This is a genomic window from Acinetobacter sp. C32I (assembly GCF_023702715.1).
Classification (GTDB): Bacteria; Pseudomonadota; Gammaproteobacteria; order Pseudomonadales; family Moraxellaceae; genus Acinetobacter.
Map to the genome: position 1 here is coordinate 2,749,371 of NZ_CP098480.1, position 26,041 is coordinate 2,775,411.

General features: G+C 42.8%; 26 protein-coding genes and 2 tRNA genes. 14 read left to right on the top strand and 14 right to left on the bottom strand.

Features of this window, described 5'->3' with window-relative positions:
* Window positions 1-300: 300 nt before the first annotated feature.
* Window positions 301-1,608, top strand: a complete 1,308-nt coding sequence (locus NDN13_RS13135) for a CitMHS family transporter (protein WP_065343189.1) — start codon at window positions 301-303, stop codon at window positions 1,606-1,608.
* A gap of 86 nt (window positions 1,609-1,694) precedes the next feature.
* Here NDN13_RS13135 and NDN13_RS13140 read toward each other — a convergent pair whose 3' ends face one another.
* Window positions 1,695-2,579, bottom strand: a complete 885-nt coding sequence (locus NDN13_RS13140; RefSeq protein WP_251115770.1) for a LysR family transcriptional regulator — start codon at window positions 2,577-2,579, stop codon at window positions 1,695-1,697.
* A 107-nt stretch (window positions 2,580-2,686) separates the two neighbouring features.
* Here NDN13_RS13140 and NDN13_RS13145 point away from each other — a divergent pair, with 107 nt between their 5' ends.
* Window positions 2,687-3,442: an SDR family oxidoreductase gene (locus NDN13_RS13145; RefSeq protein ID WP_251115771.1), complete on the top strand. Its 756-nt coding sequence runs from the start codon at window positions 2,687-2,689 to the stop codon at window positions 3,440-3,442.
* 49 nt (window positions 3,443-3,491) lie between these two features.
* On the opposite strand, the gene NDN13_RS13150 is transcribed toward NDN13_RS13145, so the two are convergent.
* The 3 genes from NDN13_RS13150 to NDN13_RS13160 all read right to left on the bottom strand — a co-directional run bounded on the left by NDN13_RS13150 (window position 3,492) and on the right by NDN13_RS13160 (window position 5,427).
* On the bottom strand, window positions 3,492-3,809 hold the full coding sequence (locus tag NDN13_RS13150) for an AzlD domain-containing protein (RefSeq protein WP_251115772.1): 318 nt from the start codon (window positions 3,807-3,809) through the stop codon (window positions 3,492-3,494).
* Window positions 3,806-4,519 carry an AzlC family ABC transporter permease gene (locus NDN13_RS13155; RefSeq protein WP_251118234.1) on the bottom strand — a complete coding sequence of 238 codons (714 nt, stop codon included), beginning with the start codon at window positions 4,517-4,519 and terminating at the stop codon, window positions 3,806-3,808. The genes NDN13_RS13150 and NDN13_RS13155 overlap by 4 nt, the downstream gene beginning before the upstream one ends.
* Before the next feature lie 77 nt (window positions 4,520-4,596).
* Window positions 4,597-5,427 carry an AraC family transcriptional regulator gene (locus tag NDN13_RS13160; protein ID WP_251115773.1) on the bottom strand — a complete coding sequence of 277 codons (831 nt, stop codon included), beginning with the start codon at window positions 5,425-5,427 and terminating at the stop codon, window positions 4,597-4,599.
* Between the two features lie 312 nt (window positions 5,428-5,739).
* On the opposite strand from NDN13_RS13160, the gene NDN13_RS13165 reads away from it, so the two are divergent.
* On the top strand, window positions 5,740-6,663 hold the full coding sequence (locus NDN13_RS13165; RefSeq protein ID WP_251115774.1) for a DUF2167 domain-containing protein: 924 nt from the start codon (window positions 5,740-5,742) through the stop codon (window positions 6,661-6,663).
* Entirely contained in the window at window positions 6,664-7,407 is a 744-nt protein-coding gene (locus NDN13_RS13170) for a hypothetical protein (protein ID WP_251115775.1), read from the top strand.
* Between the two features lie 31 nt (window positions 7,408-7,438).
* Here the strand turns inward: NDN13_RS13170 and NDN13_RS13175 are convergent, their stop codons facing one another.
* Together NDN13_RS13175 and NDN13_RS13180 are read right to left on the bottom strand one after the other, a co-directional pair.
* Window positions 7,439-7,927 carry a hypothetical protein gene (locus NDN13_RS13175; protein WP_251115776.1) on the bottom strand — a complete coding sequence of 163 codons (489 nt, stop codon included), beginning with the start codon at window positions 7,925-7,927 and terminating at the stop codon, window positions 7,439-7,441.
* Between the two features lie 108 nt (window positions 7,928-8,035).
* Window positions 8,036-10,390 (bottom strand): Tex family protein, encoded by a 2,355-nt coding sequence (locus tag NDN13_RS13180; protein ID WP_251115777.1) that lies wholly within the window; start codon window positions 10,388-10,390, stop codon window positions 8,036-8,038.
* 339 nt (window positions 10,391-10,729) lie between these two features.
* Here NDN13_RS13180 and ompR point away from each other — a divergent pair, with 339 nt between their 5' ends.
* The 3 genes from ompR to scpC all read left to right on the top strand — a co-directional run bounded on the left by ompR (window position 10,730) and on the right by scpC (window position 14,783).
* On the top strand, window positions 10,730-11,494 hold the full coding sequence (ompR, locus tag NDN13_RS13185) for an osmolarity response regulator transcription factor OmpR (RefSeq protein WP_004657337.1): 765 nt from the start codon (window positions 10,730-10,732) through the stop codon (window positions 11,492-11,494).
* 17 nt (window positions 11,495-11,511) lie between these two features.
* Window positions 11,512-12,966, top strand: a complete 1,455-nt coding sequence (locus tag NDN13_RS13190) for an ATP-binding protein (protein ID WP_251115778.1) — start codon at window positions 11,512-11,514, stop codon at window positions 12,964-12,966.
* A gap of 302 nt (window positions 12,967-13,268) precedes the next feature.
* Window positions 13,269-14,783, top strand: a complete 1,515-nt coding sequence (scpC, locus tag NDN13_RS13195) for a succinyl-CoA:acetate CoA-transferase ScpC (protein ID WP_101235435.1) — start codon at window positions 13,269-13,271, stop codon at window positions 14,781-14,783.
* Between the two features lie 54 nt (window positions 14,784-14,837).
* Here the strand turns inward: scpC and NDN13_RS13200 are convergent, their stop codons facing one another.
* From NDN13_RS13200 to NDN13_RS13225, 6 genes are all read right to left on the bottom strand, one after another.
* Window positions 14,838-15,575, bottom strand: coding sequence for a class I SAM-dependent methyltransferase (locus NDN13_RS13200; RefSeq protein ID WP_251115779.1), 738 nt, complete (start codon window positions 15,573-15,575; stop codon window positions 14,838-14,840).
* A gap of 78 nt (window positions 15,576-15,653) precedes the next feature.
* A complete protein-coding gene (locus NDN13_RS13205; RefSeq protein WP_251115780.1) occupies window positions 15,654-16,376 on the bottom strand; it encodes a hypothetical protein in 723 nt (240 codons plus the stop codon).
* Window positions 16,377-16,445: 69 nt separating this feature from the next.
* The gene (locus NDN13_RS13210) at window positions 16,446-16,898 is read right to left on the bottom strand and encodes a hypothetical protein (protein WP_251115781.1); all 453 of its coding nucleotides are present in this window, start codon (window positions 16,896-16,898) and stop codon (window positions 16,446-16,448) included.
* 184 nt (window positions 16,899-17,082) lie between these two features.
* Window positions 17,083-17,158 (bottom strand) — tRNA-Phe (locus tag NDN13_RS13215).
* Window positions 17,159-17,299: 141 nt separating this feature from the next.
* Window positions 17,300-17,375 (bottom strand) — tRNA-Phe (locus NDN13_RS13220).
* Between the two features lie 100 nt (window positions 17,376-17,475).
* Window positions 17,476-17,853, bottom strand: coding sequence for a GNAT family N-acetyltransferase (locus tag NDN13_RS13225; RefSeq protein ID WP_005147436.1), 378 nt, complete (start codon window positions 17,851-17,853; stop codon window positions 17,476-17,478).
* A 104-nt stretch (window positions 17,854-17,957) separates the two neighbouring features.
* On the opposite strand from NDN13_RS13225, the gene hisB reads away from it, so the two are divergent.
* From hisB to NDN13_RS13255, 6 genes are all read left to right on the top strand, one after another.
* Complete coding sequence (gene hisB, locus NDN13_RS13230) at window positions 17,958-18,551, top strand: imidazoleglycerol-phosphate dehydratase HisB (protein ID WP_004803817.1); 594 nt, start codon at window positions 17,958-17,960, stop codon at window positions 18,549-18,551.
* On the top strand, window positions 18,551-19,168 hold the full coding sequence (hisH, locus tag NDN13_RS13235) for an imidazole glycerol phosphate synthase subunit HisH (RefSeq protein WP_251115782.1): 618 nt from the start codon (window positions 18,551-18,553) through the stop codon (window positions 19,166-19,168). Before hisB ends, hisH begins: the two co-directional genes overlap by 1 nt.
* 153 nt (window positions 19,169-19,321) lie before the next feature.
* Entirely contained in the window at window positions 19,322-19,846 is a 525-nt protein-coding gene (locus tag NDN13_RS13240) for a DUF805 domain-containing protein (RefSeq protein ID WP_241271651.1), read from the top strand.
* Window positions 19,847-19,940: 94 nt separating this feature from the next.
* A complete protein-coding gene (locus NDN13_RS13245) occupies window positions 19,941-20,609 on the top strand; it encodes a 3'-5' exonuclease (RefSeq protein ID WP_251115783.1) in 669 nt (222 codons plus the stop codon).
* A gap of 66 nt (window positions 20,610-20,675) precedes the next feature.
* A complete protein-coding gene (gene hisA, locus NDN13_RS13250) occupies window positions 20,676-21,407 on the top strand; it encodes a 1-(5-phosphoribosyl)-5-[(5-phosphoribosylamino)methylideneamino]imidazole-4-carboxamide isomerase (RefSeq protein ID WP_004803807.1) in 732 nt (243 codons plus the stop codon).
* Between the two features lie 229 nt (window positions 21,408-21,636).
* On the top strand, window positions 21,637-23,094 hold the full coding sequence (locus NDN13_RS13255) for a SulP family inorganic anion transporter (RefSeq protein WP_251115784.1): 1,458 nt from the start codon (window positions 21,637-21,639) through the stop codon (window positions 23,092-23,094).
* Window positions 23,095-23,160: 66 nt separating this feature from the next.
* On the opposite strand, the gene NDN13_RS13260 is transcribed toward NDN13_RS13255, so the two are convergent.
* Window positions 23,161-23,712, bottom strand: a complete 552-nt coding sequence (locus NDN13_RS13260; RefSeq protein ID WP_251115785.1) for a helix-turn-helix domain-containing protein — start codon at window positions 23,710-23,712, stop codon at window positions 23,161-23,163.
* 96 nt (window positions 23,713-23,808) lie between these two features.
* Between NDN13_RS13260 and NDN13_RS13265 the strand changes: the two genes are divergently transcribed.
* Window positions 23,809-24,717 carry a DMT family transporter gene (locus NDN13_RS13265; protein WP_502799544.1) on the top strand — a complete coding sequence of 303 codons (909 nt, stop codon included), beginning with the start codon at window positions 23,809-23,811 and terminating at the stop codon, window positions 24,715-24,717.
* Between the two features lie 57 nt (window positions 24,718-24,774).
* Here the strand turns inward: NDN13_RS13265 and NDN13_RS13270 are convergent, their stop codons facing one another.
* Complete coding sequence (locus tag NDN13_RS13270) at window positions 24,775-26,034, bottom strand: acyl-CoA dehydrogenase family protein (RefSeq protein ID WP_251115787.1); 1,260 nt, start codon at window positions 26,032-26,034, stop codon at window positions 24,775-24,777.
* Between the last annotated feature and the right edge of the window lie 7 nt (window positions 26,035-26,041).

The window sequence follows — 26,041 nt, forward strand, 5'->3', positions numbered from 1 at the left end:
CATTTTGATTGTTCTCAGCACAGTATTTTTTAAAAAGTTGGTGATTCAATCTACCGCTGCCATCTTCTGTTATCGCTCCAAAATCTGGCTACTTTTTAGGCACAGCATTATTTCGCTCTGACCTATTTTCCGAAAAAATTAAACATAATGTCCATTTCTTGGCCTATCTGTTTAGTTTTTCTTCTTAAATTTAAGAACAAATTAAGTTTTTATGCATAATGGTCGGCGCTTTAATTTTTATTTTTGGTGTATTTTTAACACTTTTTTATGGCAAGAGGTTACAACTTTAGGGAGTAAATAATGCTGACGCTGATAGGTATTCTAATTATTGTGACAATTGTTGCGCTACTGATGTCTGGTAAAACCAGTCCAATTGTTGCAATGTCGATTGTTCCTCTTATTGGCGCGCTCATTGCTGGTTTTTCGATTAGCGAGATTTCTGGTTTCTTTGAAGCCGGTCTAGCCAAAGTGACCAAAGTGGCGACCATGTTTTTATTCGCCATTTTGTTTTTTAGCATTTTAAAAGAATTACATGTCTTTGACCCCATGATTAAACGCATGGTGCAAATGACCCGTGGCAATGTCGTGATCGTTGCTGTGATGACCACCCTGATTGCTGCGATTGTGCATTTAGATGGTTCAGGCGCTGCCACTTTTTTAATTATTATTCCAGCCTTATTACCACTTTACCGTAAATTGGGCATGAGTCCCTATCTGATGCTATTACTCATGGCAGGCAGTATGGGCGTAATGAATATGGTGCCATGGGGCGGGCCTTTGGGACGTGCTTCAGCCGCGACAGGTTTAGATGCTGCCACACTCTGGCATAGTCTGATTCCCGTTCAAGTGGTGGGTGTTGCAGGGATGATGGTGTTTGCCGTATTTATGGGTTTACGTGAGAAAAAACGTATTCTCGCGGCTCAAGCCCTTGGCACCACACCATTTGAACAAGACTGCATGGCCAAAGATCTGGCCGAAGATCTGCAAGAAGACGCCAAACCAAAGAATCTATGGTTTAACCTTGGACTGATCGTTGCTGCCATCGTATGTTTGGCATTTGGTCTGTTCTCTGCACCTTATGTGTTTATGATTGCCCTTGCCTTGGTCTTGATTGTCAATTTCCCGCAGCCGAAAACACAGATTGAAGTGATTGGCCGTCATGCACCACAAGCACTGAGTATGGTTGCCATTATTTTTGCGGCCGGTGCATTTCTCGGGATTCTGTCTGAATCAGGTATGCTGCAATCGATTGCCCTAGACCTCATTAAAATCCTACCAAGTACATGGATTGCGAGTCTGCACATTCTGGTGGGCATTTTGGGTGTACCGATGGACATCTTTACCAGTACTGATGCCTATTACTTTGCCTTGTTACCGATTGTGCAGGAAGTCACTGCTACCGCTGGGGTGAATGCCGATTCAGTGGTATACGCCATGGCGATTGGCAACAATGCAGGAACCTTTGTCAGCCCATTCTCACCTGCAACTTGGCTTGCGGTCGGACTGACAGGCACCGATATGGGACGCCATTTGCGCTATTCGTTTGGCTGGATCTGGTTATTCAGCTTCTTTACCTTAGGTGCTGGCTTCTTACTTGGTCTGTATTAATCCTTGCCAAAATAAAAAAGCATACTCAGGTATGCTTTTTTATTGTCTGTCTGCTTTGTCCACATGCATTGGCAGTTCCCTTCCCATTACAACTTGGTTTTTAATAATTCATTTAACCAGTCAATAAAGTCCTGAAAATATTTAGGTCGGTATTGGCGGTCAGTCAGCAACAAATTGACGGGTAACTGCAAACTTGGAATATCGATAAATAAACGTTGTAACTGTCCTTGCTGTACATAAGGCGCTGCATCAAATTCAGGAATTTGAATCATGCCAATGCCTGCTAAACCAGCCTGAATATAGGCCTCGGTATTCTCAACCAATAAACGGTAAGGCATTTTGACTCGATCTGTTTGGAATAAAAGCTCACTCCACTCTCGATAATGTTTAGCGACATGGTAATCCACCGCGAAGTGCTGTTGTAATTCCTCAAAGCGTTGAGGTTCACCAAATTCTGCCAAATATTGTGGTGCTGCCACAGTCCATATTTCAGTCTGGCTAATGGGACGAATCAGCAGATATTCATCCTGAACTTGTCCGACACGTACCACACAATCCAGCTGTTGCTCGATCAAATTAGAAAAATCATCACTGCCATTCACCAACACTTTTACTTTGGGGTAACGTTGATAAAATTCAGATAGATGAGGAATCAGAACTTGTGTGGCTAAGCGTTTCGGCATACCAATACTGATCTTCCCTTCCTGACTACGCACATGGGTTTTAAAACGATTCAGCTCTTTTAACTGTGCCACCAAACGCATGGCTTCATCGTAAAACAAACTCCCTTCATGGGTTAAAGCGACTTTACGCGTGGTGCGATAAAACAGTAATACCTCATATTCTTTTTCCAGTGTTTGAATCGCATAAGTCACATTGGAACGCGGTAATCCCAATTGCAGTGCGGCTTGTGCAAAAGACTGTTTCTCTGCCACTAAGCAAAAGATTTTTAAACGATCAATCTTATCCATTTTTATTGTTCAACTTTTTTGCACAATCAATTCAATACTAACAACTATTTCAAACAAATAAATTCAATTAGCATGTTTTTTATGCATAACAACATCAGGACAAATACATGTCACAGCATCATCTAAATGGGAAAACCGTACTGATCACAGGCGGCGCAAAAAACTTAGGCGGTTTGATTTCACGTAAGTTCGCTGAACAAGGTGCAAATTTATTGATTCACTACAACAGTGCTGCCACGCAAGCCGATGCCGAACAAACCTTAAAAGACGTACAGGCACTCGGTGCAAAAGCCGTTTTGGTACGAGCTGATTTATCCGATATCCAAAATATTGAGCAACTGTTTATCACCGCTAAAGAAAACTTTGGTGGCGTCGATATTGCGATTAATACGGTAGGCCGTGTGCTAAAAAAACCGTATTTAGACACCACTGAGCACGAGTTTGATGGCATGAATGACATCAACAATAAAATTGCCTATTTCTTTATTCAATCGGCAGGTCGTCATCTGAATGACAATGGCAAGATCTGCACCATCGTAACCAGTTTACTTGCAGCGTATACAGGACTTTATTCAACTTATGAAGGCTTAAAAGCACCCGTCGAACATTATACCCGTGCAGCATCCAAAGAGTTTGGTCAACGTGGCATCTCCGTTACTGCGGTTGCACCAGGCCCAATGGATACGCCATTTTTCTACGGTCAAGAAGCACCCGAAGCGGTGGCCTATCATAAATCAGCATCTGCTTTAGGTGGCTTAACCAAGATCGAAGATATTGAGCCTTTGGTTCGCTTCTTGGTGACCGATGGCTGGTGGATCACTGGACAAACCATTTTTGCCAATGGCGGTTATACCACCCGTTAAGTCGAATATTGACAACGATTTGGGCATTCAACAGCAATGCCCAAACACGCTAAGGCAAGAAAAACACCAAAGCATAGAAACAGGCCAAACTCAGGATAATGGTCAATAAAGTATGTTTCACCTTATACGCAATGATAATGATTAAAATCGTGGCCAAAAAATATGGATTCAATAAAGTCGAACGAAATGCGCCATGCTCATCCATAAACACAATCGGCGTTGCAATCGCAGTCAATAAACACGGTGCAGAATACTGTAAAGATTGTTGAAACCATTTTGGTAAGCGCAACGGAATATTCGGTTCTAGCAAAATATAGCGATTCATAAACACCACCACAGCCAGAATAATCAAGAGGAACCAAGTCATGCCACACGCTCCCGTAAATTCTGTAAACACGTCGCGGTTAGCATCCCGATCACCCCTGCCAAGATCGCGGCACTTTTAATCCCTAGACTCAGAAAAACCAAGGTCAACAGCACAGATACCAACACACCGACCAAGGTATTTATGTTTTTAATAAACGGAATCACGATGGCGATAAAAGTCGCAACAATAGAAAAGTCCAAATGATATTGATCAAGATTCGGCACTGATGAGGCAAGCAGCACCCCACAAATGCTAAACAGGACCCAGCACAGATAAAAACAGCTTCCAGCACCCAATAAATAGTAAATATAGTGTTGCTGCTTTTTAATACTCACCGCAAACAATTCATCAGTCAGCAAAAAGCCCAATAGCAAGCGATGTTTTAAAGGCTGTTTGGAAATATCTTCACGTAGGTACAGGGCATATAGATAATGCTGTGTGGTAATCAGAAATACTGAAATGATGATGGTGAATGCAGGCGTTCCGGCCATCACTAAACCTAAGGTCATCAACTGCGCTGCACCTGCAAAAACCAAAGCCGACATGCCAATCGCTTGTACAGTACTCAGCCCTGCCTGAATCGCCATCGAGCCTGCCAATAGCCCCCAAGGCAATACTGCAAAACACAGCGGCAGTATTTTAATCACCCCATTGAGAAATGCCCGCGATATGCTCATCGGCGTATCATCGGTTATGCTTTCACTTAACATCAACATCACAATTGCTCATAAAAGACCTGATGACTATGCCAAAAATGGATCAATGAGAATTGTATAAAATTGCTATTTTATTTGAGATAAGCCACATAGCCGCCAGGAGTAATCCCAAAAGTCTGACGAAAATGCCGACTGAAATGACTCTGATCCGAAAAACCACATTGCTGTGAAACTTCAGATAACAGCAGCCCCTGTCTTAACAGTTTTTGAGATTTCTGCAACCGTGCCTGCACCAACCACGCATGCGGTGATAGTCCGACATGTTTTTTAAATTGACGTAAAAAATGCCATTGGCTGAAATTGGCCATTGCTGCAAGTTCGGCCAATGAAAACTCTTGCTCAGGCATAGTTGCCATCAGCTCTTTGATATTGAGGATACGTTGCTTGGCATTACTCAGATCAGTAATTTGCGGTTTCACCTGACTATATTTCGATACCAACCAAGCAATGGTCGAAAGAAACAAGGTCTGTTTTAATAAAGTATTATGCGGTTGTTCCAATAAATCGAATAACAGACGGAATTGCTGCGCCAATCCTTCATCATGCAATACGGCCTCTTTAAACCATGGCGCTGTACCATGCACGCTGGTCAGATCACGAGTCAATTCATAGAACACTTCAGGAGTTGGATAGATGGCACGATAACGCCATCCCGTTTCGACCGCAGCAGAACCCGTATGTACTTCATCGGCATTGACCAGAATAATATCGCCTTGCGGTGCAACATGGTTACCGCCAGTACGATAGAAGCGCTGCGCCCCTTCTTCAATCACACCAATGCAAAATCCTTCATGAACATGTCGTGAAAATTCCTGCTGATAATAACTTGCTTTCAGCATTTCCAGACCACCCAGTTCTGCTAGGTGTAAATAATCGACTTGCTCACGAGGTCTACGCGACATCAAGACCTCCTTTGAAGTTTTTGCATTGTGTCAGGTTAACGCGATTCAGATAGATGTATAGAACAAAATTGCTATTTGTTCAAAACAAAGATAAATCTTGGCGGTTCAATAAAACCGATGAATAAGCTTTTATTCAACCATTTAAATTGATAATTAAAATAAAAAATCTATTTTATATAATCCAATACAAAGAAAGTAAAAAAGATAATCATCTCAACATATTTAATTTTTATTTAAAATCTTTTAAACTCCGCACATAATTTATGCAATAAATTGTAATAAAACCAAAAGCAAAAAAATTGAGAGAACACTATGTTAAATCCCCTGCACCCTAAAAAATTAATCCCTTTAAGTTATGCAATCGCACTGAGTCTTTCTGTATTAGGAACCACCACGATTCCGAGTTATGTGCACGCATCGGCATCAACAGAAGAAACTGCAACCAATACCAGCACGACTCAAAATGCTGCAGAAAACCCGATGGCAACCCTAGATTGGCATTTAGGGCCGAAAAAAGAAAATGTCGCCAATGTGGCAACGTTAAATACCCTCAAAGATGAAGGATTTTTAGATCCAAAGAATGCCGATAAATTCTTAGAACTCACTGGAAATTTAACCACAGGAAGTACCAATATTTTAGTCGCTCCCGATGATTCATGGTGGGCAACCTTTGATTTTGATCCTTCAGGTTATGTCAAAGATGATGAAAAAATCGATGCCGATGCCTTATTAAAACAACTCAAGGCATCTGATGAACCGTCTAATGAAGAGCGCACACGTTTAGGTTATCCAAAACTGTATACCATTGGATGGGCTGTTCCACCTCATTATGACAATCAAACCAAACGTTTAGAATGGGCACTTAAAATCCGTGATGAAGAGAATAATGAAGCCATTAACTACACCATCCGTATTCTAGGTCGTACTGGTGTAACCAGTGCAACACTGGTATCTGATGAAGAACATTTAACCCAGAATATTAATGCCTTTAAAACCAGCTTAAAGGGTTTTGATTATAATTTTGGTGAGAAATACGCAGAATACCGTGAAGGCGATAAAGTGGCTGAATACGGCCTAGCGGCATTAATTGCAGGTGGTGCAGCAGTCGTTGCGACCAAAAAAGGCTTCTGGGCTGCGATTGCTGCATTCTTTGCGGCCGCATGGAAATTCATTGCTGTAGGTGCGATTGCCGTAGGTGGATGGCTGCGCTCCCTGTTTAATAAAAAGAAATCATAAATGTCGTTATCCTTCGACATACTGATTATACTCGGGATAGTCGGGTTCTATATTTATGACTCGGCTCATCTCTATTTTTATAATGAGTTTAATCTTCAAAAAGGGCTGGGATCCACCTTTAAATCACAATTGATTTCACGGCAACTGAACGTTTTTCGTAAATATTTATTCATCCCAAACCTACTTTTATCGCATCAACTCCTTTTTAAATGTGCATGGAAGATCAAAGATTCTGAGCTTATCATGCATTCCGATGATATTCGCCACCTCAAAAATATCAGCCAAACCTTAAAGCCGCTACAATGGATCAATATTTTCGTCTTTGTGCTGACCTTAGCGATTTTACCCTTTTTAATTTTATTTAAAGCAGGCTATCTTGCCGTTGCGATCATCTTAGTCATTATTTATAGTTTAAATCTCATTTCTATCTTGTTTGTGATTGTAAAAAGGAAAAAACTCCAGCTTTCCTGGCTTAAAATCATGCAGCTATTATTAGATGCTTTACTCTGCCCTCCTTTTGCATTAAATCTATTACGAAAAATTAGTTTAAATTATCATGCCAAAACAGATGGTATATTGCTCGCTGCTCACATCCTCAACCCGCAACAATATCAACAGTTACTTGATGAGATTCTGCTGGATATCCAAGCATTAAAAATCGCATCAAATGAAAAAAACATCGTACAGCTCGAATTAAGAGAGCAGCAGCTGCTCCAGTTAAAAGCACCACTTGAGCATCCATAAAATCACCCGTAGCAGGTCATTCAAATAAGAATTAGTTTAATGATGCTGGAAGATCAACCCGTCTCATCTCTTGACCATATTTGAGCATCGAATCTTGTTTCATGTGATAGCACACTTTGACATTATCATAGGCATCACGATAGGCATCGACACTGCCTTGAATACACAATTGTGGCTGTTTAAGCGAAAACTGAATCAATGCAGGCTGACCGTTTAATCCGCCTTTCTCATCTTTAAAGCCTAATACTGCATCACGTAACGGAAACACCACACCCGTTTGCGTATCTATCACCACATAACGAATTTCACGAGTCGATCCGACATTGAGCAAAATTTTTGTTGCATCATAGTTGGGCGACTGTTTTGCCAATGCAGCTTTATATTGAGCAATATTGCGCTTGGAACAGAAGTCAAAATCATCATAATCAAAGCGACAATCAGCGGTTGCGCTATAAGGGACTTTCGCCAGCACAGCAAAGCTCCAAGCTGCAATCGCCAATACAAACAATATTTTTTTCATTATTTAACCCTTCATTTTTTATGGTTATTGCCGTCACAGACATGCAAAAATTAGAACCCTCTCACTCAAAATAAAAGCCTCCGAAGAGGCTTTTATTTATTTGATCAATTACTTAGAACCTTTAATCCCAGCTTGTAATAACAACGCACCTAAACCACCAATTTTTTGCTCTTGCGGCTTCTCAGTTTTTGGCTTGTTATTTTGCGGACGCTTAAAGTCACCCTCTTTACGTGGTGGACGTTGGCCTTGTGGTTTACGATCTGAACGTTCAGTACGATCTTGTTGTGGACGTTGCTGACGTGGTGCTTTGGCTGGAGCTGAGCCTTCAGCACGCATACTCAAGTTGACACGATTACGTTCCACGTCCACTTGCATCACACGGACTTGCACAATTTGACCTGGTTTCACCACTTTATGTGGATCAGAAACAAACTCATTGGCAAGTTCCGAGATATGCACGAGACCATCTTGGTGTACACCCACATCCACAAAGGCACCGAAGTTGGTCACATTGGTGACTACACCTTCAAGTTGCATGCCTTCAGTCAATTGCGCAACTTCGGTAATGTCTTCACGGAATTTCGCAGTACGGAATTCTGGACGTGGATCACGACCCGGTTTTTCCAATTCAGCCAAAACGTCTTGAATGGTCGGTAGACCAAATTGATCATCAACAAATTCATCGGCTTTGACTTGGCGAATAATTTCGGTATTCCCGATAATGTCTTTTACTGTTGTCGCTTTTGCTGCAACAATTTTTCCTACCAAACCATAACTTTCAGGGTGAACAGCAGAAGCATCTAGTGGCTCTGAACCATTTTGTACACGCAAGAAGCCCGCAGATTGTTCAAAAGTACGCTCGCCTAAACGTGGTACTTTCTTCAATGCCTGACGGTTATCAAAACGACCATTTTCTTTACGGTAGTCCACAATCTGCTGAGCAATCGACTTATTCAGACCCGCAATGTAGGCCAAGATCGCAGGAGATGCTGTATTCACGTCCACACCCACCGCATTCACACAGTCTTCAACCACAGCATCCAGTGTTTTTGCTAAGCCAGTCTGGTTCACATCATGTTGATATTGACCCACACCAATCGACTTTGGATCGATTTTTACTAACTCAGCCAATGGATCTTGTAAACGACGTGCAATTGACACCGCACCACGAATCGAAACATCAAGCTCAGGCAACTCTTGTGAAGCCAGTTCACTTGCAGAGTAAACAGAAGCACCCGCTTCACTTACGGTGATACGTGTCAATTGCAGATCAGTATTGGCCGCCATCATTTCAGCAACAACCGCTTCTGTTTCACGACTTGCAGTACCATTACCAATCGCAATAAGTTCCACGTGGAACTCTCGGCATAAACGTGCAAGTTCAGCAATCGAGCCTGCTTTGTCTTCTTTCGGTGCAAATGGATAAATGGTGCTATGCGCTAGGACATCACCTGCATCACTCACCACAGCAAGCTTCACACCGGTACGGATACCAGGGTCAACCCCTAATGTGGTACGGCTGCCTGCAGGTGCAGAAAGCAATAAATGACGTAGATTTTCAGCAAATACATCCATTGCTTCAGCTTCAGCAGCCAAACGTTTGTCTGTTAATAATGAATGTTCGATTTGAGGACGAATTTTGCCTAACCAGAACAGTTTAGCCGTTTGTTTAAGATAATCCTGACGGCTTTGTGGTTGAATTTGTTCAAGATTATATTCTGTCTCAATACGAGCCAACGGCGCATCATCCTCGCCATCCACTTTCAGACCCAATACATTTTCTTGGCGGCCACGTAACATCGCCAATAAACGATGCGATGGCACTTTGTTGAGGTTTTCAGAAAACTCAAAATAATCACGGAACTTTTTGCCGACTTCTTTTTTCTCATCAGAAGCCACCGCACTTTTCAAGACTGCAGTTTTAGCAAAAGTTTGTTTTAATTCAGTGGTTAAAGCAATGTTTTGTGCCCAGTCATCAATCAAGATATGCTGAATTGCATCCAGCTGGCTTTCTACGTCTGGGTAGTCTTCATGGCTAAAGCCCGCTAAAGCTTCAGTTGGATCCACTTGATCAGCAATAATTTTTTCAGCAATAACCCCGAGGCCAGCCTCTTTTGCTTTAAATGATTTACTGGTTCGTTTTGGACGATATGGCGCGTAAATTTCTTCTAATGCATTCTTGGTATCTGCTGCATTGACGCGTGCTAATAAATCATCGCTTAATTTATCTTGTTCTTGTAAAGATTGGATCACCTTCTCACGACGCTCGTATAAATCACGTAAATAAGTTAAACGTGTATCGAGTTGACGTAATTGCGTATCGTCTAAGCCTTGCGTGACTTCTTTACGGTAACGTGCAATAAAAGGAACGCTAGCACCTTCATCAATTAAACGAATAGCAGCTTCTACTTGGTTTGGACGTACGGCAAGTTCATTTGCCAACTGCTGAACTAAGTCAGTCATCGTGATTGATTCCACAAGGGTTAAGTCTAAAAGCACTGATTATAAAGTTCATGGCTATAAAATCCACCATTGTTTTTTTGAATATTGTGAGAGTAGTTTATGCAAATCTCGAAATGTTTCTAAAATACCAAGATTTTTTCGCCTAAATATTGAAAAATAGATTGATTGTCATCATTTTGCCTGTATATATTTGGTATCTATCTCTTGATTTTATTGGCAATATTTGTTGCTTTATAACATAGCCAAAACTGTGCAATGAATCGTATACTCAAAGTTGTATTGATATTTCACAATCGCATTGCATAAAGACGATGACAATAAACGATAAAGGAGCACATCATGAGTTTAGTTGTACCTGCCGAATCGACGGAAACTGTGCACCATGAGACAGACCGAGTCGAACGCATCTTAGTGGTCGATGACGATGTGCGCTTGCGTACGCTATTACAACGCTTTTTGGAAGACAAAGGCTTTGTGGTAAAAACTGCCCATGATGCAACCCAAATGGACCGTTTACTACAACGTGAACTGTTCTCACTTATCGTGCTTGATTTTATGCTTCCTGTCGAAGACGGTTTAAGCATTTGCCGTCGTTTACGCCAATCCAATATTGATACCCCGATTATCATGCTGACTGCACGTGGCAGTGACTCTGACCGTATTGCAGGTCTGGAAGCGGGTGCAGATGACTATTTGCCAAAACCATTTAACCCAAATGAATTACTGGCACGTATTCGCGCAGTATTACGTCGTCAAGTGCGTGAAGTACCAGGTGCACCGAGCCAACAAGTGGAAGTGGTCAGCTTTGGTCCATGGTCTTTAGATTTATCGACGCGTACACTGACCCGTGAAGGTCAGGTGGTTACGCTCACCACGGGCGAGTTTGCAGTCTTAAAAGCACTGGTTCAGCATCCACGTGAACCATTGACGCGTGACAAGCTGATGAATTTGGCACGTGGTCGTGAATGGGGTGCAATGGAACGTTCGATTGATGTCCAAGTCTCTCGTCTGCGTCGTTTAATTGAAGATAACCCTGCCCGTGCCCGTTATATCCAAACCGTTTGGGGCGTAGGCTACGTTTTTGTTCCTGATGGTGCTGAATAAGCTTGGGAAATTAAACGTTGAAACTTGAACCCATTGATCCACAAGAATTTACGGATTTCGCAGCTTATTCCGAAAGGCCACGAACCAAATGGGAACGTTTTTTAGATAAAATTAAACCGCGTTCTGCCGCCATGCGCACCACCATTCTGGTGTTGTTCATGGTGTTTTTTAGCCTGTTTATGTCTTTGTGGTTCTTTTGGCGAACGCTTTATCTGCCTGAGTTACAGCAACACGCCCGCTACCTCGCGATTGAATTGGAACTGGTCAATAATCCAGATATCCGTATTCTGCATCGCGATAGCGAAGTCGATGTCGATACTTGGTTAAAAAATCGTATTGGCATTGAATATGTAACCGATCCCAAAGAATTTCCAAAGGTTGAAGATAAATTCTTAGCGGAATTATTTACCAATCAAATTGAATCCAAACTGGCCAAAGAACTCGGCGTAGAAAACGTTACGGTTTATTTTAAATTTAAACCGATTCCACGCATCTGGATTCAAACCCCAGAAATGAACGGGAATTGGGTTAGAGAACCGTTAAAAACCTATACAAACTATAGTGTTGAGCTGATTGCAAGTTGGCTGTTTGGTGTTCCAATTCTATCTTCCATTATTATTTTAATTTTGGTTCGACAAATGAACCGACCTTTGCGTCGCTTACAAAATACAGCCAACAATTATAGTAAAACGGGTAAGGCGCCTTATCTCGACACCAATCACGGACCACTTGAAATTCGTCAGGTGAACCAAGCCTTTAACCACATGGTATATACGCTTGAGCAAACCGAACGTGATCGTCAGATTATGTTGGCAGGGATTTCCCATGATTTACGTACACCATTGACGCGTATTCGTTTGACCGCAGAAATGCTACCTGATGAGTTTTTCCGTGAAGGCCTGATCTACGATGTCGACGACATGGACGCGATTTTGAATCAGTTCATATCCTATATGCGAGATGGTTCGGATGAAGAACTCACGGAAACCAACCTCAATACCCTACTACAGGAACTGGTGGTGCAGTTCAAACCACTGGATATTCGTTTTCAGGCACAAGAACTACCGATCATTGCTGCGCGTAGCTTGTCCTTAAAACGTCTGATTGCCAATTTAATTAACAATGCTAAACGCTATGGTGCAGAGCCGATTGAACTTTCTGCCAGCCATGTCGATGAGCACATCTTAATTACAGTTGCCGATCACGGCGAAGGCATTCCTCCCGATCAAGTGGAAGAATTGATGCAGCCTTTTGTACGCGGTAATTCTGCTCGTACTATTCAAGGCAGTGGTTTAGGTCTGGCGATTGTAAAACGCATTGTCGATATTCACCAAGGACAGATCAGCATCCGTAACCGTGAACAAGGTGGCTTGGAAGTGGTGATTTCCCTCCCCATTTCTACAGCATCAAATGACGAACCACAAAACAATGCCATCGATAAAATAAAGCAGACGCTAACAGGGCATTTTTAAAGGGATCCAATCTACCTCCTTTCATCGTCTATCAATGACTCTTCGACTAAAGTCTTCAGTCCAATCGATTTAGGATTGATGGCTTTAGTCCGGTTTTATACCGATTCAAACCACGCAATGAACCTACCTCCAAGTTTCTTTCCTGTATAAATTCAAGCAAATATCACACAGAAAATAAGCAACTGAAAAGCAGATGAATAAAGCGTATGCAGCTGTATTAGACCTTAGCCTTATTTCAATTCACTTTTCATGTTTTAGCGCTAAAATCCATATCCAATGAAAAGCAATATTGAGAATGGATGATGTCTTTAAGTCGTATTCGTCTTGCAGCACTGCATGACAAAGTGATGAGTGCAGAGCAGGCAGCTCAGTTTATTAAAAATGATATGACGGTGGGTATGAGCGGTTTTACCCGTGCTGGTGAAGCGAAAGCTGTACCACAAGCATTGGTCGAACAAGCCAAAAAAAATCCGTTAAAAATCACATTAATTACCGGTGCAAGCCTCGGCAACGACTTAGACAAACAATTGACAGAAGCAGGTGTTCTTGCGCGTCGTATGCCATTCCAAGTTGACAACACCTTACGTCGTGCCATCAACAATGGCGAAGTGATGTTTATCGACCAACATTTGTCTGAAACCGTTGAACAGATGCGTAACCAGCAACTGAAACGTCCTGATGTTGCAGTAATTGAAGCAGTTGCCATTACCGAGGATGGTCATATCGTTCCAACCACCTCTGTCGGCAACTCAGCAAGTTTTGCGATTTTTGCAGAAAAAGTAATTGTCGAAATCAATACCTCGCTCAGCGAAAATTTCGAAGGCTTACACGATATTTATATCCCGACCTATCGCCCTACCCGTACACCATTGCCTTTAACACAAGTGGATGACCGTATTGGTTCAACCGCGATTCCAATCGATCCAGCAAAAATCGTGGGTATCGTATTCAATGATACCGCAGATTCACCATCAACGGTGACTGCACCTGATGCTGAGACTCAAGGCATTGCCAACCACTTGATCAAATTCTTTGAACAGGAAGTGGCTGCAGGTCGTTTAGCGAAAAACTTAGGTCCATTACAGGCGGGCATTGGCTCAATTGCGAATGCTGTTTTAACGGGACTTAAAGATTCGAATTTCGAAGACTTGGTCATGTATTCAGAAGTTCTACAAGACTGTACGTTTGAACTGATTGATGCAGGCAAGATGAAGTTTGCTTCAGGTAGCTCAATTACCCTATCAGCACAATGTGGCGAGCGTGTATTTGGCAATCTTGAACACTACAAAGACAAATTAGTACTTCGCCCTCAAGAAATTTCAAACCATCCAGAACTGGTGCGTCGTTTGGGGATTATCGGCATCAACACCGCACTTGAGTTTGATATTTACGGCAACGTGAACTCAACCCACGTTTGTGGTACCAAGATGATGAACGGTATCGGTGGTTCAGGTGACTTTGCCCGTAACGCACACCTTGCGATCTTCGTGACCAAATCTATTGCTAAAGGTGGTGATATTTCATCGATCGTACCAATGGTCAGCCACGTCGATCACAATGAACATGATGTGGACATTTTGGTCACAGAAGTTGGTCTGGCCGATCTTCGTGGCTTAGCACCACGTGAACGTGCCCGTGTGATTATTGATAACTGCGTACATCCACTGTATCAAGGTGCGCTCAATGATTACTTTGACCGTGCTTGTGCACGCGGTGGCCATACCCCACACATTCTTCGTGAAGCCTTGTCTTGGCATGCCAATTTTGAAGAAACAGGTCATATGTTAGCGCCTGTCGCTGTGGCGAAGTCTGCTTAACGCTCGACTCCCATCCAAATAAAAAGCATGTTCCGACATGCTTTTTTTATTTTCCTATTCTGATGCAGCCAAGCGCCCGACTCTCAGCAAAATTGGAAAGCGAATCCCAATCGGCTGCTGTATCTGTAAAATGTCTTGCAAGCCCGCTAAAGGGCTAACATGCTGTTGATCTTGATAATGCTTTACCGCAGACCAAGTGTTTAAATAATCCCACAATTGCCCCCCTGTCCAGCTTAAATCGATTTGGAATTGTGGCATTGCGATTTCCTCAAAGGGAAATGGAATGGTTTGATAAAGCTCATCAATATAGCGTCGCTCTGCATCCCAAAAGCCCTTTAAAGTATAGTGATAAAGTTGATCGATTCGCTGATTTAGATCTGTATCATCCAACTGGATTAAGCCATAACCAATCACTGCAACAAGACCATCTGCTTTCAGAGTTCGCTTCACTTCTGCATAGAATTTTTCAAAATCAAACCAGTGAATGGCCTGTGCAACAGCAATTAAATCAAAAGACTGATCTGTAAATACAGGCTGCTCGGCGGCTTGCTGTAAATACTGCACATTGGGTAATGCTGGGGCTTGATCTAACTGATTTTGACTGAGATCAGTTGCAATCACTTGCTGAAAATAGGGCGCGATCAGTTGGGTTAACTGCCCCGAACCTGCCCCGCAGTCCCATGCACAGGCAAAGCCATTCAGTTGCTTGATTAAGCTGTTAACCAATGATTGTGGATAGGTCGGCCGTGCCTGCTGGTAAAGTTCACTGTGTTCAGAGAATAAATCTTTCATGCGGGTTTATTCTTAACTTTTGACATCCCCCAACATAACAAACTTTTTGACTTAGAATTGTTCAGTAAAAGTTCGATCTTATAGCACTTGTACAATTTGGTAGCTGGCCTGTGCAATTGGTGTGAGCTGATCACGCATCTGATAGACTTTGACATCATATGTTCCCGCTTGCCATCCATTCGATGGTGTTGTGCTGACCCAATTTTGAGTAACATTTTGAGTGACTCGACGCGGTGTAAATAACAGCACTTCCCCTGTATCTCGATTGAGCCAACGAATAAAGATTTGCTCATCCATGGGCGATTGACCCATCGTATCGAAATGAGCAAAGACCTCTTGGAACTGATGCACTTGACGCAGATCTTCTGAAAGCTGTGGCATTACTGGTGTTAAAGCGAGTAAGAGCCTGCCAGACAAGGCTTGCTCATCATTTTTTGAGCTCAATTCTTCTAAAGTACGTTGAGCAAATGTTTTCTTATTCTGAATCATTGAAAAGTCTTGTTTCGGAAAAGCCTTTTTCAAATAATCACCCACCTGCTGCTCGGATGCCATTTCGATGATTTTAGCAATCTGCTGATGTTGCTGCTCAGAGAGTGTATTTAAATGTTCCGTATTTGCAGTAAAGCCCGGCGACGTCAAAATTGCCACATCTTGTAGATGATTTATTGTGGCTGCATCAGGTTTTACTGTTTTCGTTATTTCTGGTGCGGTAGAGGGTGGTATCACCTGCTTGTAATCAGCAACCAAATACCCCAACCCAAATCCAAGCATTAAAAAAAGTAAATAAAGCCACTTTTCCACAATATCTTCTTCCAAAAATAAAGGTGACAAAGCCACCTTTAATCTTATCTATCCCTTAGGCTTAAGGTTTTAATTACAGCTGAGCAAAGTCCCATTAATCTCTAAGCTACCATTCTTGGTTGTAAATGCCCCACCTTCACTCAGCACTTTTTGTTGAGTAAAACCAGTCCCTGTTAGCATTCTCAGTGTTGTTGTTCCTTGACACACATTGGTAAAAATATTTACACCAATCTTCGCAATACAGCCATCTGCCGTCACTTTTACAACATTATTGCTACCGAGTGCACATTGAGCCGTAATTACAGTTGTTGGGGTATTCGATGAGTCACACGCAGAGCAGTTATTATTATTTTCGCATGCATTTGCAGCGGAGTCTGATTTACAGGTATAGGTCACGCCATTTTTAATAATTGTTTTAGAATAAGAGGAATCCGTACTGATATTACCATCCCCTCCACCTCCGCAAGCACTGAGTAAAATACAAAGTAATGAGGCAAACCCTAATTTTATGTTATTTAACATCGTAAAACCCTTATCTTTCTATTAATAATTTAATGTATTTAAAAGTCTTATTTTTTGACTTTATATTTAATGATTTACATCTAAGTGCAAACGCACAAATCTTAGCTTAAAGTGCCGAGATGAATCAAATCATTTGAACAAACAATAAAAAAAGCCCCAAACTTTCGTTTGAGGCTTTTGAATATGGTGGCGAGACCCAGGATCGAACTGGGGACACACGGATTTTCAATCCGTTGCTCTACCTACTGAGCTATCACGCCAATGGGGTGTATTAAGCCGTATCTCAGACCAATAGTCAATAATTATCATGAGCTTTTGATTTGAATGCACATTTTTCATGCAATCATTTTTTAGGGTAAAAAAAATCCCTGATGGGATCAGGGATTGAAAATACAAATTTATGGTGGCGAGACCCAGGATCGAACTGGGGACACACGGATTTTCAATCCGTTGCTCTACCTACTGAGCTATCACGCCAAAGTGGGCGTATTAAACAATGTTTGTCTAAGCCCGTCAAGCAAATTTGTGGATTTTTCTCTTAAGCGCTTAATTTTGCTGCAAAGCAATAAGTTCAAACTTAGATTTTGCCTATATGTGATAAACAGCGATGGATGGCCCCACAACCTGGTTCAAACTGTTTGACCCCTTGCTCTTCTTCCATACGGCACACCTCTTCAACCAAGCGTTCTGCAACCCCACGCCCGCGATTGGCTGGATGTACCACAATATATTCCAAAACACGGCTTTCACCTTGTCCTGTTGCCCAAATTGCACCTATAATTTTGGTGTTAAATTCAGCAGTGTAAACTGTGGTATATTGCTGGAGATTTTGTTCAAGTTGTTCCATTGCATCTTGCCCATCGCCAAACTCTGGGCTGGTATCGTAAAGTCGCTCTAGCTGAGTACGAATTCCTAGATTATCCAGAGAACTGTAAGCATGTACGGTAATAGGCATTGATTAACCCTCCTGAGCAAACTATGATGCTGTCACTTTTTCGTCACAGCGAAACTATTGGTTTTTAATTCAATCATTTTTGACGTTTTTTGAGGAACGTGTCCATGACGCAACGTATCAGTGAAGTGGTAAGAAATACCAACGAAACAAAAATTCGAGTTCGTCTCAATCTCGATGGTACTGGTCAAGGCACACTCAACACTGGAGTTCCATTTTTAGACCATATGATTGATCAAATCAAGCGCCATGGTCTATTTGATATCGACATTCATTGTGATGGTGACCTAGAAATTGACGACCATCACACGGTAGAAGACTGTGGAATCACCTTGGGACAAGCCTTTGCACAAGCACTCGGCGATAAAAAAGGCTTACGTCGCTATGGGCATTTTTATGCACCCTTAGATGAAGCACTGTCTCGTGTTGTGGTCGATCTGTCTGGTCGCCCAGGTTTGTTTATGGATATTCCATATACACGTGCCCGCATCGGAACCTTTGATGTCGATTTATTTTCAGAGTTCTTCCAAGGTTTTGTCAATCATGCGCTGATGACATTGCATATTGATAACCTGAAAGGCAAAAATAGTCACCACCAGATTGAAAGTGTGTTTAAAGCTTTGGCACGAGCATTGCGTATGGCCTGTGAAATTGATCCACGCGCAGAAAACACCATCGCTTCGACTAAAGGTAGTTTGTAATGACCCGTATTGCTTTACTTGATTATGGCATGGGCAATCTACACTCTGCGGCGAAAGCGCTAGAGCATGTTGGTGCGACGGTTGATGTCACCAATGACCCAAAACTGATTGCCAAAGCAGATAAAATTGTTTTCCCAGGTGTCGGTGCCATGCGTGACTGTATGCAAGGCATGCATGAAGCTGGAATTGATGAGGTGGTCCGTCAGGCTGCTTTCAACAAACCTGTGCTGGCAATTTGTGTCGGTATGCAGGCCCTCCTGCAAAATTCGGAAGAAAATGGCGGTGTGGCTGCATTGGGTATTTTTGAGGGTATAGTGAAGCACTTTCCTGAAATCCCCAATTTAAAAGTGCCGCATATGGGCTGGAACCAAGTGCATCAACTTGATCCAAGTCATCCAATGTGGAACAACATTGAGCAAGATGCGCGTTTCTATTTTGTGCATAGCTATTATGTTGAACCAAAAGATACCGCAGTCACTGCGGCGACTTGTGATTATGGCGTGAATTTTTGCACTGCGATTCATAAAGACAATTTGTTTGCAACGCAGTTCCATCCTGAAAAAAGTCATACCGCTGGTCTACAGCTGTTAAAGAACTTTGTGGAATGGAAGATTTAAGTCCACTTAATGCAGATCAAGTTTTTTGTTATCACTTGATCTGCAACTGATAAAATAATTTAAGCTTTAATTTTGCAATTTTTTCTTTATTATTCTAAATGATACATTTTTCAATTTTTACAATCCGATAAAAACACCTAGATAGGAATAACAATGAATTTATCTACTCAAAGTGTGGATCACCCACTGAGCCCCAAAGGCCGTTTTGGTCGACTTTCCTATGCAGCTTGGACATTTTTAAGCTCTATCGTTGCAGTGGTCATCATTTTTGTCTTGGCATTTGGCGCTGCGCTCGTAACTGGTGGCAGTCTTGAACAAGGGCAAGATTATCCAATCCTCGCAATTGTCCTGTTTATCATTCTCTATATCGCACTCGTCTATTTTTCTTTTGTATTTACCATTCGTCGTCTACATGACCGGAATCAAACGGGTTGGTTGTCATTATTAGCCATTGTCCCCTTTGTAAACTTCATTTTCATTATTTATCTGTTCTGTGCCAAAGGAACAACTGGCGAGAATAAGTTTGGAGCTGAGCGTGAGACATCGGGCTGGGAAAAGGTCTTGGGCTGGATTTATATTGTGATTATTCCACTTGCCATCATTTTTGCCTTAGTGGGCAGCGCAGTTCCTGCATATCAGGAATATGTGCAACGAAGTCAGTTAATACAGCAACAATAGCCCACTTAAAAGAGATCAACAACAGCCAAGTTCCCACTTGGCTTTTTTATTTCAATAAAACCCTTTAAGCTCAATCAAACGCTTTGAGCCTTTAATGCAGATGGATACGCCTCAACACACTCCCCTTTTAAGCAAAGAACAAATCCGCGCATTGCCTGCATTTCAGAATCTAAGTACAGATCGTATCTTGGTGATCCAAACGCTTGAACAGTGCAAGGCCATTCAAACAGAACTCACTTCTATTCAAGTTTTTGGTTTCGACACCGAATCTAAACCAACCTTCAAAGTCGGCGAAAAATCGACGGGCCCTCACCTGATCCAACTGGCAACAGCAAAGCAAGCTTATCTATTCCAAGTCAATGCTGAAATTTTAGCCTTCCTCAAGCCGATTCTCGAAAATGAACAGCAACTCAAAGTCGGTTTTGGACTGAAAAATGATGCGCATATCTTTCGTAGTAAAGGAATTCACCCCAATGCTATGATTGACCTATCCAAAAGCTTTGCAAGTTTTGGTTATCGCAGCCAAGTCGGTACTCAAACGGCAATCGCGCTGCTTTTTCAACGTTATTTTGCCAAAAGTAAAAAAGTCAGTACCTCAAACTGGTCTGTTAAAAATCTTAGTCCACAACAAATCAATTATGCCGCCGCAGATGCCTATGCAGCAGTGCTCTGTTTCGAACAACTGTATCAGCAACAATTACTCACAACCCAATTATTGCAACAAATCAGGAGAATACTGGCAGGTTTAGTAGACAAGGCTTAGCGATTGATCAATATTTTGCTAATATGTAGCCAATTTAAACTCTATGATGACGCAAGGAGCGAAAGCATGCTAATCATCCCAGCAATTGACCTGAAAGATGGTAAATGTGTCCGTTTAAAACAAGGACGTATGGAAGACGATACCGTTTTCTCTGAAGACCCTGTGGCAACTGCACAACATTGGGTGGATGAAGGCGCACGTCGTTTACATTTAGTCGATTTAAATGGTGCTTTCGCAGGTACGCCAATTCATAAACCCGTGGTTGAAGCGATTGCACGCGCACAACCTGAACTTCCAATTCAGATTGGTGGTGGTATCCGTTCACTTGAAACCATCGAACACTATTTGGAAGCAGGCGTTTCTTTCGTAATTATCGGTACCAAAGCCGTGAAAGAGCCTGAGTTTGTTGAAGAAGCATGTAAACGCTTCGCAGGTCATATCATTGTCGGGATTGATGCCATCAATGGCATGGTGGCAACCGATGGCTGGGCCAATGTGACTGACGTAAAAGCGACCGATCTGGCTAAACGTTTTGCCGATGCAGGCGTATCCAGCATTGTGTATACCGATATTGCACGTGATGGCATGATGCAAGGTGTGAACGTTGAACAGACCGTGAACTTGGCCAACTATTCAGGTCTGCCTGTAATTGCTTCTGGCGGTGTCACCAATCTGGATGATGTGCGCAATCTAAAAGACAAAAAAGGAATCCTCGGTGCGATTACAGGTCGTGCCATCTATGAAGGTACTTTAAGTCTTCGTGAAGCACAGCTATTGTTAGACCAACAATCACTCTAATCGTTTCAGGCTCTAGTTATTGTAACAATCGCTAGAGCTTTATCCCCTTGGATGTTATGCTTGCCCCAGTTCAAATAAAGCCCCCCTCTCTACTCACATGATGCTTACGCCACCTTAAGTTTTACATTTCCTATGTATTAACTCATCACTGTCTAGTGATGTGGTGTAGTTGTGTGTCTGTATATCACATCACTAGCCTTTAAAAATTCCTAAAAAATAGGCTATTTCTATGTTTTCCAATATTCGAGCGCAATGGTTCTCCAATATCCGTGCGGATATTTTGGCTGGACTGGTTGTCGGTTTAGCACTAATCCCGGAAGCCATCGCCTTCTCTATTATTGCAGGGGTCGACCCCAAAGTCGGTCTATATGCTTCATTCTGTATTGCCGTGGTGATTGCTTTCGTTGGTGGTCGCCCTGCCATGATTTCAGCCGCAACAGGTGCAATGGCTTTGGTCATGGCCAGTTTGGTCAAAGAGCATGGCTTACAATATCTGCTGGCTGCCACCTTGCTCACGGGTGTATTGCAAATTATCGCGGGCTATCTAAAGCTAGCGAAACTCATGCGTTTCGTGTCCAAATCTGTAGTGATTGGATTCGTCAACGCATTGGCGATTTTGATCTTTATGGCGCAACTGCCTGAACTGGTCAATGTCACATGGCAGGTCTATGCTTTGGTGTTATTGGGCCTGATCATTATCTATCTATTTCCGCTGATTCCGAAGATTGGAAAATTATTACCCTCGCCTCTGGTCTGTATCATCACCGTGACTTTGCTCGCCATCTACTTCGGCATTGATATTCGTACGGTGGGAGACATGGGGTCATTACCTGATACGCTTCCTGTATTTTTGATTCCTGATATTCCCCTTAACTTTGAAACCTTAAAAATCATCTTTCCCTATGCTGTTGCTTTAGCAGCAGTCGGTTTGCTTGAGTCGATGATGACAGCAACAATTATTGATGAGATGACCGATACCCCAAGCGATAAATTCCAAGAATGCAAAGGTCAAGGCATCGCCAATATCGCCTCAGGTTTTATGGGCGGCATGGCGGGCTGTGCCATGATTGGGCAATCGATGATTAACGTCAAATCAGGTGGCTTGACCCGTTTATCGACCTTCTCGGCAGGGATTTTCCTCCTCATCTTGGTCGTTTTTATCAGCGACTGGTTAAAGGTGATTCCCATGGCTGCCCTAGTTGCCGTGATGATCATGGTCTCGATCAGCACCTTTGAATGGAAATCCATCCGCAGTTTTAGCAAGAATCCAATCAGTAGCAATATCGTAATGCTTGCAACAGTGGTTGTGGTGGTTGCAACCCATAATTTGGCCTTGGGCGTGCTCACGGGCGTGTTACTGTCGGCTTTATTCCTTGCCAATAAATTAGAACAAGATATTCGAGTTGAGCGATATTTTGAAAATCAGGCACGCGTTTATGATCTGAAAGGACAAATTTTCTTTAGCTCTTCAGAAAAATTTATGCAAGGTTTTGATTTCAATGAGGATGTGAAAGAAGTCATTATTGATTTAACCCATTCACATATTTGGGATGTCACATCAGTGGCCATGATTGACAACGTGGTGCATAAATTCCAACACAAAGGCATCCATGTCATTGTACGAGGTTTGAATGAAGCCAGCTCGATCATGATTGATAAATATGGGACGCATCAAAGCTCAAGCTAGGTTTGCAGAAATATCCATCAATGCGAAAAGTGCTTAAGTAATCCAGCTTAAGCGCTTTTTATAGCGTTAATAAATTACGTTTCGGACAAAACGAACAGTGCTACTTCCTTGATTGAGATAACGATAATTGACAGAACTCTCAAATAAAATCGACTCGCCTGCTAGAAGCACTCGATTTTCTTGTTCAAACGAAATCGTCAATTCGCCATCGACAACATAAATCAACTCTTGCCAGCCTTTTTGATCTGGTTCAGCCTGATAGATCTCACCCACAGCCAGTGACCATGTCCACAATTCAACCTGTGTCTGAGTTGGTACCGCAGCCAAAAGCGTGGCCTGACTTTCAGCCTGTTGGCCTTGCCACGCCAAGGTATTGACGATGGCAGATTCACTCAGTTCGGATGGACTGACCAGCTTTTTGAAATCGACCGTTAAAGCCGTTGCAATCGCATCGAGCTTGGCCAGACTGATATTGACTTGGCCTGTTTCCAAAGCAGCAATGGTACGGCGACTGACACCTGCTCGATCTGCCAAATCTTGCTGGCTGAGCTGACCTTCGGTACGAAACAGACGGATATTCTGTCCCACATATTGCAATACCGTCTCTGAATGACTCATGCATTCCTACAATGAAAATAAAAAATCTGCGCAATATATTGCACAAAGCCAATAGGCAATGCAATATGTGCAGTATATTGCACTTTACTCATGAGGATGGCTGCGTTGACCGCTTTGTCTCAATCTCCGAAAGCCGCCCAATTCGCGCTTATTTTTATTACCATGATTTGGGGTGGCACCTTTTTAGCGGTGCAATATGCGCTGAATTTTAGTAGCCCGATGTTTTTTGTCGGCTGTCGTTTTGCAGTCGCGGCTTTGGCAATCTTTTTAATCTCGATCAAGTCCATGCGTGGCTTAACCCTAAAAGAGGGCTTGGCTGGTACAGCCATCGGGATTGTGATCGCGATTGGCTATGGTACTCAAACCATCGGTCTACAAAGCATTCTCAGTAGCGAATCCGCCTTTTTAACCGCGCTATATGTGCCCTTAGTGCCCATTTTAATGTGGGTGATCTTCCAAAAGATGCCCTCAATGATGACTTGGGTCGGTACAGCACTGGCTTTTACTGGTTTAATCTTGTTAACAGGCAATGGCTTTTCCAGTATTAACTTCAGTTATGGGCAAGTACTCACCCTCATCTGCGCCTTTGTGATTGCGCTCGAAATTATCTTGATTGGTTATTTTGCGGGGAAAGTTAATCTAAGACGAGTCACGGTGATTCAACTGGCGGTTGCTTCATGCTTATCTTTTGCCAGTATGCCTTTGGTTGGTGAACACAGTATTCCTAACTTTTCATGGGGATTGCTGATTATTGCAGTGGCGCTCGGTTTAGCCAGTGCGTTGATTCAATTTGTGATGAACTGGGCGCAACGCATGGTCGACCCAACGCGTGCTGCGATTATTTATGCAGGTGAACCCGTCTGGGCGGGGGTGATCGGTCGTATTGCTGGAGAACGTTTACCCTTATTGGCTTTGTTTGGAGGAGTATTAGTGGTACTTGGAGTGCTCGTCAGCGAATTAAAATTTAAATTCTTTGCAAAGAAACCACTGCCAGAAAATAAATAGAAACAGGCAAGCGCACAACAGTTTTGGTTCAATAAAATCTATTGTGCGCTGAGATCACTAAGCTGGAATTTGTGTTTGATTCGCAGCAACAGGACTATTACCAATCTGCCACACGTACGGCAATGGTGCTTGATTGACCTCCCAATCGCCAATCACTTTCTGTTTATAGACCAATGGGTTGTGTGATGCGACCACACGGGCATTGCGCCAAAAACGGTCCAACTGCTTGTCGCTGCTACTGGCCGATGCACCCAGAGCATTAAACAGCTCAGTGCTCAGATTCAAGACCAACTCCGCAATCACCACTTGCCCCTGCGCCGATACTAATTCAGCACGCTCATTGGCCTCCAATTCAGCCTGTTCATCATTCTGAAAATGCTGTAAATAAGCAGCATCCAAAGCTTCCGCAGTACTCAGTGCAATCGTTTGCGCCGCATAGGCCTGTGCAGAAGCTTTACCAATCACTTGCAGGATTTGTGCATCTTCACGCACCAGACTGGCATTGCCATGACTATAAATCCGCGTTCGCTGACGTACTTCCTGCTTAAAGGTCTGCACTGCACTGTGCGCGATACCCGCCAAAGTCGCGAGATGCACCACCTGATAGAATGCGGTTTGGTATTTAAATCGGTGTTCAAACACCAAAATATGATCTCGGTCAATCTCTACATTGTTTAAGGTTAAGGTTCCGCTGCCCGTGGTTTTTTGCCCAAAGCCATCCCAATCATCCACAATATCAATGCCTTCTGCTTGCGTAGACACCGTAGCAATCACATGCTGATTGGTGGTCTCATCCAAAGCAAAAAGATCAATCCAGTCCGCGAAAATCGTGCCTGTAGAATAATACTTCTGACCATTGATACGGAGTTTGCCATCTTGCGCTGCCGTAACACGGGTCACTACATCCCCGATTTCAACTTTACCAATTTCAGTCCACGCATTCCCCACAATCTCACCACGGACAAAGCGCTCAAACCAGCGTGTCTGTGCTGCCGTTTTTTGTGCATTTAAGCGGTCTTCGACAAAGGCAAAATGCCCGCGTAAGGCCTGAACCACATTGGAATCTGCCTGAGCAAGTTCAATTAATAGCTGAAACAACTGCTTTTGCGAAACCCCATCTCCACCAAAGGCCACAGGCACACGTATCGCGCCAAAGCCTGCCTGTTTTAACCATTGAATCGGTTCATAGGGCAAGGTTCGTTTTTTTTCCCGTGCTAAAGCACCTTCCGCAATTCGTTCGAAGATCGGACGGAACTTGCCCGCCACCTGTTCATAATGCGCACCCAAGGAAAGATTTTGATTCGTTTGACTGGTCATAATAGCA

Coding starts and splice junctions, on each gene's coding strand:
- NDN13_RS13160 (WP_251115773.1), bottom strand. CDS start 5,427: ATGTCGCGTAGACCTCGTGAGCAAGTCGATTATTTACACCTAGCAGAA.
- NDN13_RS13135 (WP_065343189.1), top strand. CDS start 301: ATGCTGACGCTGATAGGTATTCTAATTATTGTGACAATTGTTGCGCTA.
- NDN13_RS13175 (WP_251115776.1), bottom strand. CDS start 7,927: ATGAAAAAAATATTGTTTGTATTGGCGATTGCAGCTTGGAGCTTTGCT.
- hisA (WP_004803807.1), top strand. CDS start 20,676: ATGCTAATCATCCCAGCAATTGACCTGAAAGATGGTAAATGTGTCCGT.
- NDN13_RS13210 (WP_251115781.1), bottom strand. CDS start 16,898: ATGTTAAATAACATAAAATTAGGGTTTGCCTCATTACTTTGTATTTTA.
- NDN13_RS13240 (WP_241271651.1), top strand. CDS start 19,322: ATGAATTTATCTACTCAAAGTGTGGATCACCCACTGAGCCCCAAAGGC.
- NDN13_RS13150 (WP_251115772.1), bottom strand. CDS start 3,809: ATGACTTGGTTCCTCTTGATTATTCTGGCTGTGGTGGTGTTTATGAAT.
- NDN13_RS13245 (WP_251115783.1), top strand. CDS start 19,941: ATGCAGATGGATACGCCTCAACACACTCCCCTTTTAAGCAAAGAACAA.
- scpC (WP_101235435.1), top strand. CDS start 13,269: ATGTCTTTAAGTCGTATTCGTCTTGCAGCACTGCATGACAAAGTGATG.
- NDN13_RS13170 (WP_251115775.1), top strand. CDS start 6,664: ATGTCGTTATCCTTCGACATACTGATTATACTCGGGATAGTCGGGTTC.
- NDN13_RS13165 (WP_251115774.1), top strand. CDS start 5,740: ATGTTAAATCCCCTGCACCCTAAAAAATTAATCCCTTTAAGTTATGCA.
- NDN13_RS13180 (WP_251115777.1), bottom strand. CDS start 10,390: ATGACTGACTTAGTTCAGCAGTTGGCAAATGAACTTGCCGTACGTCCA.
- NDN13_RS13145 (WP_251115771.1), top strand. CDS start 2,687: ATGTCACAGCATCATCTAAATGGGAAAACCGTACTGATCACAGGCGGC.
- ompR (WP_004657337.1), top strand. CDS start 10,730: ATGAGTTTAGTTGTACCTGCCGAATCGACGGAAACTGTGCACCATGAG.
- NDN13_RS13200 (WP_251115779.1), bottom strand. CDS start 15,575: ATGAAAGATTTATTCTCTGAACACAGTGAACTTTACCAGCAGGCACGG.
- hisB (WP_004803817.1), top strand. CDS start 17,958: ATGACGCAACGTATCAGTGAAGTGGTAAGAAATACCAACGAAACAAAA.
- NDN13_RS13255 (WP_251115784.1), top strand. CDS start 21,637: ATGTTTTCCAATATTCGAGCGCAATGGTTCTCCAATATCCGTGCGGAT.
- NDN13_RS13225 (WP_005147436.1), bottom strand. CDS start 17,853: ATGCCTATTACCGTACATGCTTACAGTTCTCTGGATAATCTAGGAATT.
- NDN13_RS13140 (WP_251115770.1), bottom strand. CDS start 2,579: ATGGATAAGATTGATCGTTTAAAAATCTTTTGCTTAGTGGCAGAGAAA.
- NDN13_RS13260 (WP_251115785.1), bottom strand. CDS start 23,712: ATGAGTCATTCAGAGACGGTATTGCAATATGTGGGACAGAATATCCGT.
- NDN13_RS13270 (WP_251115787.1), bottom strand. CDS start 26,034: ATGACCAGTCAAACGAATCAAAATCTTTCCTTGGGTGCGCATTATGAA.
- hisH (WP_251115782.1), top strand. CDS start 18,551: ATGACCCGTATTGCTTTACTTGATTATGGCATGGGCAATCTACACTCT.
- NDN13_RS13155 (WP_251118234.1), bottom strand. CDS start 4,519: ATGTTAAGTGAAAGCATAACCGATGATACGCCGATGAGCATATCGCGG.
- NDN13_RS13265 (WP_502799544.1), top strand. CDS start 23,809: ATGGCTGCGTTGACCGCTTTGTCTCAATCTCCGAAAGCCGCCCAATTC.